This is a genomic window from Paenarthrobacter sp. C1, from assembly GCF_049315185.1.
Lineage (GTDB): Bacteria > Actinomycetota > Actinomycetes > Actinomycetales > Micrococcaceae > Arthrobacter > Arthrobacter nicotinovorans.
In genome coordinates this window covers 4,546,677-4,559,954 of the sequence record NZ_CP186052.1, presented here as the reverse complement: position 1 = coordinate 4,559,954, position 13,278 = coordinate 4,546,677, and the positions used below count along the sequence as shown (strand labels likewise).

Annotated in this window: 12 protein-coding genes; 10 read left to right on the top strand and 2 right to left on the bottom strand. The window is 63.0% G+C overall.

Going from position 1 to position 13,278, the window contains the following annotated elements; translation table 11 throughout:
• Window positions 1-10 precede the first annotated feature (10 nt).
• The 6 genes from ACNAOU_RS21375 to ACNAOU_RS21350 all read left to right on the top strand — a co-directional run bounded on the left by ACNAOU_RS21375 (window position 11) and on the right by ACNAOU_RS21350 (window position 4,475).
• The gene (locus tag ACNAOU_RS21375) at window positions 11-406 is read left to right on the top strand and encodes a (R)-mandelonitrile lyase (protein ID WP_422757702.1); all 396 of its coding nucleotides are present in this window, start codon (window positions 11-13) and stop codon (window positions 404-406) included.
• Window positions 407-531: 125 nt separating this feature from the next.
• Window positions 532-1,677 carry a GGDEF domain-containing protein gene (locus ACNAOU_RS21370; RefSeq protein WP_422757701.1) on the top strand — a complete coding sequence of 382 codons (1,146 nt, stop codon included), beginning with the start codon at window positions 532-534 and terminating at the stop codon, window positions 1,675-1,677.
• Window positions 1,678-1,980: 303 nt separating this feature from the next.
• Window positions 1,981-2,181: a hypothetical protein gene (locus tag ACNAOU_RS21365; RefSeq protein WP_144027684.1), complete on the top strand. Its 201-nt coding sequence runs from the start codon at window positions 1,981-1,983 to the stop codon at window positions 2,179-2,181.
• Window positions 2,174-2,926, top strand: coding sequence for a hypothetical protein (locus tag ACNAOU_RS21360; RefSeq protein ID WP_079582307.1), 753 nt, complete (start codon window positions 2,174-2,176; stop codon window positions 2,924-2,926). Before ACNAOU_RS21365 ends, ACNAOU_RS21360 begins: the two co-directional genes overlap by 8 nt.
• A 93-nt stretch (window positions 2,927-3,019) precedes the next feature.
• Complete coding sequence (locus ACNAOU_RS21355; protein ID WP_039243451.1) at window positions 3,020-4,180, top strand: WD40/YVTN/BNR-like repeat-containing protein; 1,161 nt, start codon at window positions 3,020-3,022, stop codon at window positions 4,178-4,180.
• A gap of 7 nt (window positions 4,181-4,187) precedes the next feature.
• Window positions 4,188-4,475, top strand: coding sequence for a MoaD/ThiS family protein (locus ACNAOU_RS21350; RefSeq protein ID WP_018779357.1), 288 nt, complete (start codon window positions 4,188-4,190; stop codon window positions 4,473-4,475).
• Window positions 4,476-4,514: 39 nt separating this feature from the next.
• Here ACNAOU_RS21350 and ACNAOU_RS21345 read toward each other — a convergent pair whose 3' ends face one another.
• Entirely contained in the window at window positions 4,515-4,751 is a 237-nt protein-coding gene (locus ACNAOU_RS21345; RefSeq protein WP_210078294.1) for a hypothetical protein, read from the bottom strand.
• Between the two features lie 274 nt (window positions 4,752-5,025).
• Here ACNAOU_RS21345 and ACNAOU_RS21340 point away from each other — a divergent pair, with 274 nt between their 5' ends.
• Window positions 5,026-7,749 (top strand): FG-GAP-like repeat-containing protein, encoded by a 2,724-nt coding sequence (locus ACNAOU_RS21340; protein WP_422757699.1) that lies wholly within the window; start codon window positions 5,026-5,028, stop codon window positions 7,747-7,749.
• A 138-nt stretch (window positions 7,750-7,887) separates the two neighbouring features.
• On the opposite strand, the gene ACNAOU_RS21335 is transcribed toward ACNAOU_RS21340, so the two are convergent.
• Window positions 7,888-9,207 carry an MFS transporter gene (locus ACNAOU_RS21335; RefSeq protein ID WP_422757698.1) on the bottom strand — a complete coding sequence of 440 codons (1,320 nt, stop codon included), beginning with the start codon at window positions 9,205-9,207 and terminating at the stop codon, window positions 7,888-7,890.
• A gap of 205 nt (window positions 9,208-9,412) precedes the next feature.
• Here ACNAOU_RS21335 and ACNAOU_RS21330 point away from each other — a divergent pair, with 205 nt between their 5' ends.
• From ACNAOU_RS21330 to ACNAOU_RS21320, 3 genes are all read left to right on the top strand, one after another.
• Window positions 9,413-10,183 (top strand): IclR family transcriptional regulator, encoded by a 771-nt coding sequence (locus tag ACNAOU_RS21330; protein WP_193590248.1) that lies wholly within the window; start codon window positions 9,413-9,415, stop codon window positions 10,181-10,183.
• Between the two features lie 225 nt (window positions 10,184-10,408).
• On the top strand, window positions 10,409-11,326 hold the full coding sequence (locus tag ACNAOU_RS21325) for a shikimate dehydrogenase (RefSeq protein WP_018779353.1): 918 nt from the start codon (window positions 10,409-10,411) through the stop codon (window positions 11,324-11,326).
• Complete coding sequence (locus tag ACNAOU_RS21320; protein WP_079582310.1) at window positions 11,326-13,197, top strand: bifunctional sugar phosphate isomerase/epimerase/4-hydroxyphenylpyruvate dioxygenase family protein; 1,872 nt, start codon at window positions 11,326-11,328, stop codon at window positions 13,195-13,197. Before ACNAOU_RS21325 ends, ACNAOU_RS21320 begins: the two co-directional genes overlap by 1 nt.
• Window positions 13,198-13,278: the final 81 nt, after the last annotated feature.

Here is a 13,278-nt window from a genome sequence, read left to right as displayed (position 1 = left end):
GGAGCGAAACATGAAGTACATGAAAAGCGGCAACCCGACAGCAGCCGGCCCGAAGGAATGGTTCACGGGAACCGTGCAGATCGACGGTATCCGGAACCCGGATGGGCAATCAGCCATCGGCTGCGCACACGTCCGGTTCGCTCCCGGTGCACGGACTGCCTGGCACCACCACCCCAAGGGACAAACCCTGTATGTCACCGACGGAATAGGTCTGGTGGCTACGCGGGACGGCGGGATACAGGAGATCCGCCCCGGCGACGTTGTCTACATCGAACCCGGCGAGGAACACTGGCACGGCGCCACCCCGGACCGGTTCATGGCACATATCGCGACGCAGGAGGCCGACGGGAACGGCCAGGTCGTGACCTGGCTGGAACACGTCACGGACGAGGACTACGGGGCCTGAGCAGCTCTTTCGGGGCATAGCCCGCCCTGCAGCTGCGGTCCTTCGCCGCGTCGTGTCCCGCCCATTCTCCTGCCGGCCCTTATGCTGGCCGGTGAATGGGGGATTCGATGTTGGATTTGTTGAGCATGAAACTTGCTCTTGCTGTTGTGACGTTAACACTGTGGGTTCTTTTCCTGGGTTCTTACCGGAGGACCCGATCGCTCTACAGCGCCTATTGGTGTGCTGCCTTGGGGTGCTGGCTTGCGGGCAACGTGGCGTACTGGCTGAAGGAAGCGGACTGGGGCTGGGTAGCCAGCCCCCTGGGCAACGCTCTTACGGTCGCCGGAGCCTTCGGTGTCTGGGCGGGGTTCCGTTCCTTGCGGAACCTTGGCACGCCGTTATGGCTGCTATTTGCTGCTCCGGCAGTAACGGCTTCGGCGACAGTCATTGAAACCGACCCCGACGGCGCGTGGCAGGGCGGGTTGGTGTACTTCGCTTTGATGGCGACCGGGATGGCGCTCGCCGCCCGGGAACTGGCCTTGCTGAAGTCGCGGGCCTCGCAAGCTCATCGGCCGCTGTTGGTTGTCGCTGCTGTCCTGGTGGCCTACTTCGGTTGCCGCATAGTGGTTTATGCCGTGGCAGGGCCGGACAGCGAGGTCCTGCAGTCCTATTTCAGCCCGGCGGTGACGTGCTTGCTGCTGATCATGCTGCTGGTCCTGGTTTCCTTCAGCATGACCGCGCTCAATAGCCACCAGCTCATCACGAGGCTCAATGAGCGGGCATCGCGCGACGGAATGACGGGCTTGTTCAATCGCCAGGCTTTCATGGAATTGGCTGAGCGGGAGCTCGCTGCCCTGCAAACGGCGGGCAGGTCGGCGGCCGTTGTCCTGGCCGACCTTGATCATTTCAAGTCCGTGAACGATACCCACGGGCATGCCGCCGGGGACGCTGCCATCCGGGCGTTTGCCGTGGCGTGCAAGGGTTCGTTGCGCAGGACCGACTTGGTGGGCCGGTACGGCGGGGAGGAATTTGTCATCTTCCTGCCGGGTGCCGACGAGGTCGCGGCGGAAGCCATCACCACCGAGATCAGCCGGCGCCTGGCCGCTGCACCGGCACCTGACGGGCTGGAGTTTCCCACCGTCAGCTACGGGATTTCATCCACTGCAATTTCAGGCTCAACGCTGGCCCAGCTGATCCACACCGCCGATGGGGCCCTTTACCAAGCCAAAGCAGCGGGCAGGAACCGCGCGTTCAAGGCCGATGGTCCTTTGGACGCGGCCTCCTCCACCTGACATCGCAAAACACCGTTCCGGCCGGCGCCGGAGAGGCCGAACCCTAACTCTTACTAGTGAGTTCCCCATTTCCGCACCACCGCCGGGCTCCCTCGCTGCCGCAGGTTTAGTTATCAGGGCGGAACGGATTCGATATGTCGGCACAAGCCTAAGCATCTAAAACGGATTATGTGTGGCCTGCTCGGCATGTCCGTGTACGACGATGCGGATCCAAGACAAATCTCCGTCGAGTATCCGCTCCCGTCCGAACCGCGGATACTCAAAAAAGTCAGACAGGGGTGCCATACTAAGGACACGGGAGAAATGAAGGGACTATCGATGACGGCGCTCGCTGTGGAATTCAAAACCCACCAGGAACTGATGCAGGAGCGGGACTCGCTGTTGCAGAAGTCGGGTTTGACCCTCGCGGAACTGACTGAGCGAGCCGAGGATTACACGCTGAGTGTCAAGCAGTACGCCATATTCGAGGCTATCGCTGATATCAACTACTTGTTGAGTGAGTAGCCCAGCTCAACGCAAGCGGGAACACCGCGCCAACATTGAACAGAAGGCCGGAGAGTTTGCTGCCCGCGTCAACCACACAGTAAAAGCGTTTCTCGGGTGCTACGCGGACGTAATCCACGTTGACGCATCCGGCAGCAGAGTTGTGGTCAAGACGGTCCAGGCCGAAGGTCTGACGCTCACGGTGGGGGGCAGGCCCTTATTCCGCTTGGGTGCCAAATACTACTGTGAAATGAACGAAGCGAATACGTACTTGGCGGTGGAGCAGAGCACTTTTACTGTATTCCATTATGACCGAACCGAGCCTATTCTTCGTTACGATTTCATTCGGAAGCCCAATAGTGATGTGCCGTCCGCACACATCAACATGCACACAGAGTCTGTAGCGTTGATTGCAGCCATGGAGGACGCCGGTAACAACAGGCGTACTCAGCGACGTCGAGCCGCCGGTTCTTCGCCCAGGGCCGCGCAGCTGCATCTGCCGCTCGGGGGACCACGTTTCCGGCCAGCGCTGGAAGATGTACTGGAGATGCTTGTTGTTGAGTTGGCGATTGACTGCGCACCTGGTTGGCGGGATTCTCTCAGGGAAGGGCGCTCCTTGTGGCGGGACACGCAACTTCGCGCTGCCGTCGCGGATAACGCGGGTGCCGCAGTCGAAGCTCTCGAAGAACTTGGGTTCACCGTCAGCTGGCAGAACCAATCAAAGTTGAGGCCAGATCTACGCAAGGACAAGATCGAGCAGTTCTGAATGCCGTTCAGTGTAGATGACCAATGTTGTGCCCTCTGCGATTCTCCACATGGCTCCAAAAACCCATTGCCCTCCCCACCCCACGATGGTTCGATGGGACTCATGGCTACCGCAGAAAGTTATGTCCTGGCGATCGGAACCAAGAAAGGCCTGTGGCTGGCAACCAGCCCGGACCGAAAAGAATGGTCCCTCTCCGGTCCGCACTTCCTGATGAGCGAGATACCCAGCATCGGGATAGACACGCGGGACGGCAAAACACGAATCATGGTGGGGGTAAGGTCTGAGCACTGGGGACCCACTGTGGCCCATTCAGACGACCTCGGCGCCACATGGACCGAGCCCGAGCAAGGTGCCATCAAATTCCCGGACGGCACCGACGCCGCCCTGGAACGGGTTTGGCAGATCTACCCCGACGCCGACTCCCGCCCAGGCGTCGTGTGGGCCGGTTGCGAGCCGATTTCGGTGTGGAAGTCCACCGACGGCGGCGAACACTTCGAGCTGAACCGCGGACTATGGGACCACCCCCACCGCAGTGAATGGGGTGCGGGCTACGGCGGCGCGGCGGCACACTCGATTGTGGTGGATCCATCCGGCGAGAAGGTCCACATCGCCATGAGCACTGGCGGCGTCTACAGATCCCTCGACGGCGGGACCTCCTGGGAGCCCCGCAACAAGGGCATTTCGGCGTACTTCATGCCGGACCCCAATCCCGAGTTCGGCCAGTGCGTCCACAAGATCGCAGCCGATGCCTCCGTGGAAGGCCGTCTGTACGCGCAGAACCACCACGGTGTGTACCGGACGGATGACAACGGCGAGAATTGGGATTCCATCGCCGAAGGGCTGCCGGCCGATTTCGGTTTCGTCATGCTCACCCATCCGCGCCGGGAAGGGACGGCCTGGGTCATCCCGCTCAAGGCTGACGGTGAACGCATCCCGCCTGGCAGCAAGCTCAGCGTCCACCGAACCGACGATGCCGGTAACACATGGAAGGAACTGCACACGGGCCTGCCGGATCACGAATACAACGCGGTGCTCCGCGATGCCGCATCCGTGGATACCGCCGAACCCGTGGGTGTGTACTTCGGAACCCGCGGTGGTTCCGTGTACGCCAGCGCCGACGAGGGCGAGACCTTCAATGAAGTGGTCTCGCACCTGCCGGATGTGCTCTGCGTTCGTGCGGCCGTCGTTGTTGGCAGCGACGCCGGAGCCACCGCCGTCGAGCAATCAGCAGCCAGCGCCCCGGTACCTGGTTAGGTCCGTTGTGGCTGACTTTACGGTCCTGTTGCCTGGTGTCCTGCAGCCGCTCGTCGGCGGACAGTCCTGTCTGACTGCGTCCGCCGACGGTGCTGTGACCGTTGGACAGCTCTTGGACTCGGTGACCGGAGATTATCCGGTCCTGGCCAGGCGTTTGCGTGATGAAACCGGGGCACTGCGCCGTTTCGTGAATATTTACGTTAACGGTGACGAGGTCCGGCGGTTGAATGGTCTTGAAACGGAAGTTGCGGCGGGCCAGGAGGTCTTGATTGTCCAGTCCGTGGCCGGCGGCTGAGGGTGAAGGGCGTCCAGCCTGGTCTCCAGCAGAGACTGTTCAGGCGACGCGCCAAACACTGCATTCGTCGGTATTGATGGCTTTCCTCATCCCGGAGGCGTAATCCATGATCCAGACGACACCGATCCCCGGCGCCGTTTCCTGGACCCGTCCGCGGCGTATGACCACGTCGTCGTAAGCGGGCCCAACTGACAGGCGGGCCTCGATCTCGTCTCCGCGGTGGAGCTGGCTGATCGCGCGTATTCGTGTTGTGTGAGTGGTTACTTCCTTCAGCATGGTGTCCTCCTGGCTGGAGCTGGTGCCTGCACTTGCCGGCTATTCCAGTGTGGAGGGGCAATGTTGCCACGGTATTTCGGCGTGGTTAGGGTCCGGTTAGCATTCCGGGATGGTTGCGTTTCCGCCCGTGCGCGGGCGCCGCCCCGACGGGCGGCGACAAGACGCGCCCGTCTGAAGTCCGGCGCCTCCGCAGGCCAGTGCCGACGCGGTTGTAGCCTGATCTCGGTTACTGAGACTTACAGCAACCACAGGCTCCGTCCTCCCGGGAGAACCAATGGGTGTTTTACGGCGATCGCTCGCGCTGTCCACAGGCTTGGTGGTTTTTGCCGCCGGCCTGTTTTTCGTCCAGGCCCCTGCCACGGCTGTACCACTTCCCGGGCCCGATAATCCGAACGTCCAATTCGTTGAGGGCACACCGCACTCGGAGCATGTTTTCGAGACGCCCCTCCCGCAAACCACCCAACCCACCAAGGGTCAGGCCGACGTCGACTCGCTGCTCCGTGACGGAGCTGCGGCAGCCGGTCCGGGCGGCACCATCAACGTCCGGCTGGTCACCGCGAAACTGGCGGACAACACCAACCCGGTTTCCATGACGGACGCTGAAAAGGCTGTGGTGTCCACCAGCAACTACTGGAAAGCAATGACGGCCAACAAGCTGTCCATGACGGTGGCCAGCAAAGTCGCCGGCCACCAATCCAAGGCCCGCTCCACGGACAGTTACAGCACCATCATCTCCACCATCACGGGGGAGTTGAACTGGTCGGCCAGTCCTTACACAGCGCTGGTCATCTTCATTCCGACGTCCACGTTGTCCGGCAACGCCTTGGGCGCCGGGTACAGCAGCGGCAGTTACAGCGGCCGGGTGCTCCTGCCCCAGATCAGCAGCTTCACCAACAACGTGATGAGCCACGAGTTCGGCCACGTCATAGGCCTGATGCACGCAGATGCCCTGCAGTGCGGCAGCGGAGTGTCCGACGTCGGGGTCAACAGCAACGGCCAGTTCACCGATCCGTCCTGCTACATCCGCGAGTACGGCGACACCACCGACATCATGGGAGCTGCCCAGTACGCGACGCCGGTTGTGAGTTCCACGTTCTGGGACTATGCGGGCCTGGGCCGTGGGGATGAGATCCGGGACGTGGGCATCGCAACGGGTTCCAAGAGCTACACGCTCAAGCCGTGGGGAGGCACCGAAGCCCAGCGGGCGATTAAATTCACCGATCCCGTCAGCAAAGAGGTCTATTACCTGGAGCTGCGGGAACCTGCCGGCTATGACAATTACCTGGGAACAGCCGGCAAACCCGGAAACATGGGCGTGAAGATCGTCCAGCGCGGCGGCGCCACTATCGCTTCTTCCCTGATTCTGATGCCCTCCACCAAGCCTTTCTCCGACCCGTGGTACGCCAGCAACCACGCCTGGCAGGCAGGGAGCACCTTCACCACGTACACCGGTACGCAGGTGACCATGAATTCGGTGTCGTCGACGTCGGCCACCATCACCATCACTGCCGACCCGCGGCTCACCGCCAAGGTCCGCTTTTCTACGGGGGATTTCGACGGCGATGGACTCGCCGATGTCTTCTCCCGCGAGCCCGACGGCTCCCTGATGCTCTATGCCGGGTTGCCCGGCAACAGGCTGGACAACCCTCGCCAGGTGGGCTCCGGGTGGAACATTTTCGATGCCATCACCGGCTTTTCGGATTTCGATGGAGACGGACGAAGCGACATCCTGGCGCGCACCAGCGACGGTGTCCTCTGGCTATACCCGGGCGACGGAAACGGCGGTTTCCTCGCCAAGCGGCAAATCGGATCCGGCTGGCAGGGCTTCACGAACATCATTGGCGTGGGCGATTTCGACGGCGATGCCCGCCTCGACGTCATGGCGACCAAGCCGGATGGCACTCTCTGGCTTTACCCAGGAGATGGCCAGGGCGGCTTCCGTGCCTGGTCGCAGATCGGTTCGGGTTGGAACGGCTTCACCAGCATCACTTCCGATGGCTCCTTCGGGCTTCTGGCGCGGGCAAGCGACGGGACGCTCTACCTGTACCCCGGCAACGGCTGGGGTGGTTTCGTGCCGCGCGTCGCAATCGGCAGCGGTTGGAACGCGGTGGGCGACATCGTGAGCGGACAGGACTTCACGGGTGATAAGAAGTCCGATGTCCTGACGGTGACCTCCGGGGGGTCCATGCGGCTCTACCCGGGCAGCGGTTCGGGCTTTGCCGAACGCTTGGTCATCGGTGCCGGTTGGAACCAGTTCAGCCAGGTCTGGGAGGCGGGAGATTTCGACGGAGATGCCGTCGCCGACATCCTGGCCCGCGGTACTGACGGCGCGTTGTGGCTCTATCCGGGGAACGGTTCCGGCGGCTTCCTGCCCCGCGTCCAGGTGGGGTCGGGGTGGAATGCTTTCAATACTGTCCTGAGTGCCGGAGATTTCGACGGCGATGGCCACCCGGACCTGGTCGCACGGACAGCCGGCGGAGCGCTGTGGTTGTACCCGACAGACGGCCATGGTCAGTTCCTCCCGCGAAAGCAGATCGGTGTGGGCTGGCAGGGCTTCAACGAGCTGCTGGCTCCGGGTGACTTCAACGGTGACGGAAAAGCTGACCTTGTGGCCCGGGCAGCCAACGGCACTTTGTGGCTTTACCCGGGTAACGGTTCGGGCGGCTTCCTCCCGTGGAAGCAGATCGGCACGGGGTGGGACATTTTTGACTCGGTAGTGCAGGGTGGGGACTTCAACGGCGATGGCCGGGAGGACATCATGGCCCGGGGCACTGACGGGGCGTTGTGGCTGTATCCGGGCAATGGCAGCGGCGGATTCCTGGCCCGCGTTGCCCTGGGTTCCGGCTGGAACACTTTCAGCTCGTTCGCGGCCTTGGGGACAGGCTTCACGGGAACGGGAAATCCGTCAGTTGTGGGTGTTGGCGGAAACGGGGAGCTCTTCCTGTACACAGGAACCGGTCAGGGGAGCTTTCAGTCCGTGCTGCTGGATCCACGGTAGGCCTGGGATGTTCCTTGCCGCTTGCCTTGCCTGAACACCAGACCGGGCAGCGGAAAGCCCGGCATGTCAGGAGACATGCCGGGCTTTCCCCGTTCCGAAGCTCCGGCAACAGGGCTGGAGCGTCGGAGAGGTGACGTTCTAGCGCAGGCCGAGTTCCGCCGTCGGGACCTTTGCCGATTCGCGCGCCGTGGAGGCCGAGACGATGGCGATGAGGCAGACGATGGCCGTGAAGATGGACACGGGAACCCATCCACCGGGCTTGGTGCCACCGATGGCGGTCACGATGGTCGGGGCGAAACCTGCGGCGAGGAAGCCGAGCTGCGTGCCGATGGCCAGCCCGGAGAAGCGGACCTTGGTGCTGAACATTTCACCGTAGAACGACGGCCAGACGGCGTTGGCGGCAGCGTAGCCAAGGGAGAAGTACACGACGGCGGCCAGGAACATCAGCGGCGTGGAACCGGACTCGAAGCTCATGAAGAAGACCGGCGTCATGATGGCGCTGGCCACTGCTCCATAGATGAACACGGGCTTGCGGCCGATGCGGTCTGCCAGCGTGCCGAAGAGCGGCTGGGTTCCCAGAGCCACGAGGTTGGCCACAACCACCAGCCATAGGGTGATGGTGCTGTTCACATGCGCAACGTCCTGGGCGTACTTGATGGCCAGGGTGCCGAAGACCGTGCTGACTGCGGCAATGAACGCGCAGCAGATCACGCGGAGGACGTCCTGCCAGTGGTGCTTGAGGAGGTCGGCGATAGGGAGCTTGGCAATCTGGTTGTTCTTCTGTGCCTCAGCGAATGCGGGTGGCTCGTGCAGGGTGCGGCGGATGAAGAAGGCAACCAGCACCACTACTGCGCTGAGCCAGAACGGAATACGCCAGCCGATGCCGTACTTGATGTCATCCGGCAGTGCCACCACGGGAATGAACACGAGCGCTGCCAGGATCTGTCCGCCCTGCGTTCCCGTCAAGGTCCATGAGGTGAAGAAGGAGCGGCGGTTGTCCGGGGCGTGCTCCAAGGTCATGGATGACGCGCCGGCCTGCTCGCCCGCTGCCGACAAACCCTGGCAGAGCCGGGCAAGTACCAGGAGGATCGGGGCACCCCAGCCGATGGTTTTGAAGTCGGGTAGGCAGCCGATCACGAAGGTCGAGGCGCCCATGAGCACCAGGGTGAACATGAGGACCTTCTGCCGGCCGATCCGGTCGCCGAAGTGACCCAGGAACGCAGCGCCGATGGGCCGTGCAAGGTAGGCGAAGCCGAACGTGGCAAAGGACATGACGGCCGCATTGGTGTCTGCGTCCGGGAAGAAGACGTGCGGGAAAATCAAGGCCGCGGCAGATCCGAAGATGAAGAAGTCGTAGTACTCCACGGCGCTGCCCAGGAAGCTGGCGAGGGCAGCCTTCTTGGGAGTCCCGGTGGTTTCGGTGATGCCTGGCGTCGCTGACGGCATTGTTTGGCTCATTGGGTGTTCCTTCTGTGACGACGATGTCGCGAATAGAGCTTCAGCGGGAGACCCAAGCGAGGTGCGGCCGGTCAATCCCTTAGCTAGTAACCACATGGTGAGAGCTACTTGCGTAATACAGCAATGATCCCTGTGAGTATGGTCACTTGTCAAGAGGTGTAATCACCATCTAGAAATAGCTCTCACTATGTGAGAGCATCGGGTTATGAGTGTGAAAGAGGACACAAAGACCGACATGGTCGGCAAAGCCCTGGGCCTGCTGGTCCTGCTGGGAAACGAGCCGAAGGGTGCAAGTGCGGCGGATCTGGCCAGAAGCGCCGGACTGCCTTTCAGTACCACCTACCGGCTGCTGGGCTCGTTGACCCGCGACGGATTCGTTGACTACGAACCCGATGGCCGCCGCTACCACCTGGGCCTGCGCGTCTTCCAGCTCGGACAACGCGTCTCCAACCACCACGGCTTCGCTGCCACAGCGCTGCCGGTCCTGCAGCGGGTCACCGACAGTACGCATGAGGCCACCATCCTCTCGGTCCGCGACGGCGACCATCACCTCACGGTCAACAAGGTGGACGGGCCCAAGACGTTCCGCGTCACCAGTGACCCCGGACATCTGGGAGCGTTGCACACGACGTCGGTGGGCAAGGCCCTGGTCGCGTTCGAGGATGAGCCCGAGCGAAAACGCCTGATCGAGGAACTTCCCCTGGACCCGCTCACTGAGCATTCCATTACTGATCGGGATGCCTTTAGGGCGGAAATTGAACAGGTGCGCCGGCAGGGCTACGCCGTGATGGACGAGGAAAACGAGATCGGCATGCGCGCCGTCGCTGTCCCGGTCCTCAACTCCCAGGGTCACGCGTTCGCTTCGCTGGCCACTGCCGTTCCGGTTTTCCGACTCAGCATGGAGGAACTCATCGCCCATGTGCCCACCCTGCAGGAGGCTGCGGCTGAACTCGCGGCCCGCCTGCCGCAGCGCTGAGCTTCGTTGCGGGGCCCGTTCTGCGCGCTAAACGCGACTCTTGGCGCGCAAAGCAGGCCCCGCAACGCCAAAATCAGCCCGACACAACGCATCTGGCACGTCATTTGTTCGCGATAAGAACAAGCGTGCGGAATATGAACACTTGTAGTAATCTGGATAACACCCGGCCGTCGACGCCCCAGAAAACGTCAATGGCCGCGGTGCTGAAGTCAAAGGAGCTTTAGGATGAGCAACCGAGCCGAGTCCGTTCTGGTGGGCCTCGTTGGCGAAGGGGTCATGCCCTCGCTCACGCCGCCCATGCATGAACGCGAAGCCGATGTGCAGGGCCTTCGCTTGCTGTACCGCCCCATCGACCTGCTGGAGCTGGCCTTGCCGGCCGCCGCCGTCGGGGACCTCCTCACCGCAGCCGCCCGCATGGGCTTCAACGGCCTCAACATCACGCACCCGTGCAAGCAGTTGGTGCTTGGGCACCTTGATGAAATTTCCGACGACGCCGCGCGCCTGGGTGCCGTCAATACGGTCCTGATCCAGGACGGCCGGTTCATCGGACACAACACGGACTTCTCCGGCTTTGGTTCGGCCTTGAGGGATGGACTTCCGGACGCCACCTTGGGCCGCGTCGTTCAGCTTGGCGCCGGCGGGGCCGGTTCTGCCGTCGCCTACGCGCTCCTCAAGGCCGGTGTCACCACCCTGGACCTGGTGGACGTGGATCCCGCCCGGGCCGCGGAACGTGCCGATGAACTCAGCGGACTCTTCCCCGCGGCCACCGTCACCCCGCGCAGCACGGACGAACTCCCGCAGATCATGCCCCTCGCCGACGGCCTGGTGCACTGCACCCCGATCGGCATGGCCGCCCACCCCGGACTGCCGCTGGACCTGGGACTCGTGGAGCCGAGGCACTGGGTGGCGGACATCGTCTACCGCCCCATCGAAACGCAACTGGTCCGCGAAGCACGGGCCAAGGGCTGCAAAGTCCTCGACGGCGGCCGCATGGCAGTCGGTCAGGCGGCCGACGCCTTCAAACTCTTCACCGGACGGGACGCCGACCGCAACCGCATGCGGGAGCACTTCCTGGAGCTGATCGCCCTGGAAGACGCCGCAACCGCGCTCTCCGCCGGCACCCTCGCAAAGGCGGCCCACTGATGCGCACCGGAATCGCCACAGTCTGCCTGTCGGGCACCTTGAAGGAAAAGATGCAGGCCTGCGCCATCGCGGGCTTCGACGGCATCGAGATCTTCGAGCAGGACCTCGTCACGTCCCCGCTGAGTCCCGAGGACATCCGGAAGATGGCCGCCGACCTCGGCCTGGGCCTGGATCTCTACCAGCCGTTCCGGGATTTCGACGGCGTCACTCCGGACCTGCTGAAGGCCAACCTCAAGCGGGCCGAGGCCAAGTTCAAGCTCATGTCGCGTCTGGGCATGGACACCATCCTGGTCTGCTCCAACGTGGCCACGGCCACCATCGATGACGACCAGCTGCGGGCCGAACAGCTGGCAGCGCTCGCCGGACTGGCAGGAGACCACGGGGTCAAGGTTGCCTACGAGGCCTTGGCCTGGGGCAAGTACGTCAACGACTACGAGCACGCCTACCGCCTGGTGGAAATGGTGGACCATCCGAACCTCGGCACCTGCCTGGACTCCTTCCACATCCTTTCCCGCGACTGGGACACCGCCCCGATCGAGGACATTAACGCGGAGAAGATCTTCTTCGTGCAGGTTGCCGACGCCCCCAAGCTCTCCATGGACGTGCTCTCCTGGAGCCGCCACTACCGGGTCTTCCCCGGGGAGGGACAGTTCGAGCTCGCCAAGTTCATGGGCCACGTCGTCCGTGCGGGCTACACCGGGCCGGTATCGCTTGAGGTCTTCAATGACGTCTTCCGCCAGTCGGACGTGGAACGGACCGCAGTGGATGCCATGCGCTCACTCATCTGGCTGGAAGAACAGAGCGCAAAGTGGCTGGCCGGCACCTCCGCGGAAGCCGGAACGGAAGCAGCAGCCTCGTCCCGCCGTCGTTATCCCATGGAACTTGCCACGCTGCCCAAGGTCAACGAACCAGCCGGCTTCAACTTCGCCGAGGTCAAAGCCGACGACACCGCGCAGCTCGAGAAGCTCCTGGGGCAGCTCGGCTTCGGATTCGAGGGACGCCACCGCACCAAGGACGTCCAGCTCTGGACCATGGGCCAGGCGCGCGTCATCATCAACGAGCAGGCGGCCTCGCACTCGGAACCGGCCATCGCGGCCCTGGGGTTCGACGTCGACTCTCCAGTGATTGCCTCCGCTCGCGCCCAGCAACTCAAGGCGCCCGTAGTGGCGCGCAAGGTCCAGGCCGACGAGGAAGTCTTCCAAGGCATCTCCGCCCCGGACTCCACCGAGATCTTCCTGTGCCAAGGCAGCCCTGACGGAACCGCAGCCTGGACGCACGAGTTCGGCGAAGGCCTGGAACACGTTCCCAGCGGGCAGAACGCGGTCATTGACCACGTGAACCTCGCCCAGCCGTGGCAGCACTTTGACGAAGCCGTCCTCTTCTACACCAGCGCATTGGCCCTGGAACCGCTGCCGTTCGCAGAGGTCCCGAGCCCCAGCGGCCTGGTGCGCTCGCAGGTCATGGAAACCAGCACCGGCGCGGTGCGGCTGGTGCTGAACCTGGCGCCGGCCCAGCAAGCGCAGAACGCCCGCAAAACGTACCAGGAACACATCGCCTTCGCCGTGGACGACCTCGTGGCCACGGCGCGGTCCGCCCGGGACCGCGGCCTTGAGTTCCTGCAGATTCCGGCCAACTATTACGAGGACCTGGACGCACGGTTCGATCTTGAACCGGGCTTCCTGGCCACCCTCCAGGAGCTCAACCTCCTGTATGACCGGGACGCCAACGGCGAATTCCTCCACTTCTACACGGCCACAGTAGGCAGTGTGTTTTTTGAAATGGTGGAGCGCCGTGGCAGCTACAACGGCTACGGAGCCCCGAATGCCCCAGTCCGCCATGCCGTCCAATACGACTCACTTCACCGGGCATAGCTGCCCGAACCTCTCAAAGAATCCATAGAAAGGAGCCGGTTGTGCCGCAAGACAACACTGCACAAGCTCTAGAATCCGAGG